Here is a 2,513-nt window from a genome sequence, read left to right as displayed (position 1 = left end):
TTCCAGGCCCTCTACAACCAGACAGCCACCCCGTTCGACTGGAAGTACACCCGCGCCGACCTGCTCGACACCACCCGCCGCCTCACCCTCGCCGCATAACCGACGAACTTGCAGCGACGACCACTAGTGCACCCCCTCAGAAGCCCCCTCTCCCTCGCGCTAACACGTTCCGTGACACCAGATGGTGCGGCTGACGCTGGTCGTGGAACGGCCGGTGGTTCGAGCGTCGGCGGCGGATACGTGAGAGGGCACCCACCTGTTTCTTCTGGGGGGGGCGACGTCCGATTCGTCCCCCAGAAGGAACAGACAGCCCAGCCCCCCTCTGTTCTTCGCACCCCAGGTCTCGAGGTGTTGGCAGATTCGTTTCTGACCACGGCGGCTCGACGCGCGCCCCGACGGAATGAGCCGAACCATGGCGGGGCCGACTGCGGTACGTAGTGCCCGGTCTGAGTCCGCGGACCGTGCACTGCGTACCGCAATCGCTGCTCCCGCGCACCGCGGACTGCCGTGCCGGCCTCGCGGACGGGAGCTTCTCGCGGACGGGGGCTTAGGGAAGGCGGGAGGTGAAGGCGAGCGAGCTCGCCGCGGCAAGGAAGCCCAGTGCGAGGGACAGGCCCAGGAACCAGGTGGTGATCTCCCGGTACTCGGTGCGGTAGCCGATGGAGCTGCCCAGGCCCTTGTAGACCGAACGCAGCTCGTCGCCGGTGGCAGCCCGGTGGTAGGAGCCCTCGGTCTGGTCGGCGATCTCGTTGAGGGCCTGCTCGTTGACCGGCACCGGCACCTCCTGACCGCCGACGTCGAGGGTGCCGTCACTGGTGCCGTAGGCGATGGTGTCGACAGGGACGTGCGCCTGCCGGGCGGCGTCGGTGGCCTGCGTGTTCGGCCGGCCGCGGGTGGTCTCGCCGTCGGAGAGCAGGACGATGGCCGCCGGCGGCGGGCTCTGGCCGGCCTCCGAGAACCGCTTGCCCGCGGTGTTGATGGCCTGCAGCGAGGCGAAGATCCCCTCGCCGATGGCCGTCGCCGGGCCGAGCTGCAGGCCGCGGATGCCGGCGCGGACCGACTCGCGGTCGGTGGAGGCGGGCACGAGCACCGTCGCGCTGCCGGCGAAGGAGACCAGGCCCAGGTTGATACGCGGCGGGAGCTGGTCGACGAACGCCTCGGCGCCCTGCTTGGCGGCCTCCAGCCGGTTCGGGGTGATGTCGGTGGCCGCCATCGAGTTCGACACGTCGATGGCCAGGATGATCGTCGCGCGCTCCCGGGGAACCCGTTCGGCGCGGGCCGGGCGGGCCAGTGAGAGCACCATGCCGGCGAGGGTGAGCAGCAGCAGCGCGGCCGGGACGTGGCGGCGCCACCACTGCGGGCGCCGCGGCAGCACCGAGGCCAGCACCGAGGTGGACGACAGGCGGGCCGCGTACACCCGTCGCCGCGCGGAGACGGCGATGTAGGCGCCGAGCAGCGCGGCGACGAGCAGATACAGCCACAGCCAGTGGCCGGCGAGGAAGCTCACCGGTTACCCGCCCAGGCGGGCCGGGCTGGCGAGCCGTCCGCCGCCGGGCCGGCGCGACCGACCGGCGCGCGCCGACCGGCGCCGCGGTCGCGCCGGTTCGCCGAGGCGAAGCGGACGATGTCGACGAGCCAGTCCGAGTCTGTGCGCAGCACGAGATGGTCGGCGCCGACGCGCCGCAGCGCGAGTGACACCGTCCGGCGGTGCGCCGCGGCGGCCGCCGCGTATCGCTGCCGGAACTTGCGCGACGAGGTGGGCACCTCCAGCATCGCCCCGGTCTCGGCGTCGACGACGGGCAGCAGGCCGACCGCGGGCAGGGCCAGCTCCAGCGGGTCGACGATCTCGATGGCGAGCACCTGGTGGCGGGCGGCGAGCACGCGCAGCGGGCGTTCCCAGCCGAGATCGGTGGACTGGAAGTCGGAGATGACGACGGCGAGGCCGCGTCGGCGCGGCGGGCGCAGCAGGCCCTGCACGGCCGCGGCGAGGTCGGTGGCGGCCGCCGGGTCGGGCCGGCGCTGTGGCCGGTCGTGCGCGGTGCGGGGCAGCGTGAGCAGGCCGCGCAGCAGCGCCCGCAGACCGTTGCGACCAGGCCGGGCCGGGATCAGCTTCGTCCCGGTCTGGGTGAGCGCCACCGCGCCCATCCGGTTGCCGGTGCGGGCGGTGAGGAAACCGACCGCGGCGGTGGCGGCGACGGCGAGGTCCCGCTTCTCCCAGGCGCCGCTGCCGAACTCGCTGCTGGCGCTGAGGTCGACCAGGGCCCAGGTCTCCAGCTCCCGGTCGGCGATGAGGTCGTGGACGTGGGGGACGGTGGTGCGGGCGGTGACGGCCCAGTCCATGCGGCGCACGTCGTCGCCGATGGAGTACTCGCGGCTCTCCGCCTTCTCGCTGCCCTGGCCGGGTAGCAGTCCCAGGTGGTCGCCGAGCAGCATCCCGTCGAGGCGGCGCAGCACGGTGAGCTCCAGGCGGCGCAGCGTCCGCTCCACCGCCGGGTCGGCGGCCGGGGTGGCGG

2 protein-coding genes are annotated in these 2,513 nt (G+C 73.4%); both read right to left on the bottom strand.

Annotated features, from left to right (window positions below; translation table 11 throughout):
• Positions 1-547 precede the first annotated feature (547 nt).
• Positions 548-1,507, bottom strand: coding sequence for a VWA domain-containing protein (locus tag NBZ83_RS31585; protein WP_261566335.1), 960 nt, complete (start codon positions 1,505-1,507; stop codon positions 548-550).
• Positions 1,504-2,513, bottom strand: a 1,010-nt coding sequence (locus tag NBZ83_RS31580) for a DUF58 domain-containing protein (protein WP_264764123.1), incomplete at its 5' end; no start/stop codon positions are given. The genes NBZ83_RS31580 and NBZ83_RS31585, both read right to left, overlap by 4 nt.

It is taken from the genome of Frankia gtarii (assembly GCF_025403375.1).
Taxonomy (GTDB): domain Bacteria; phylum Actinomycetota; class Actinomycetes; order Frankiales; family Frankiaceae; genus Frankia; species Frankia gtarii.
This window is presented reverse-complemented; position numbering and strand designations above follow the sequence as displayed.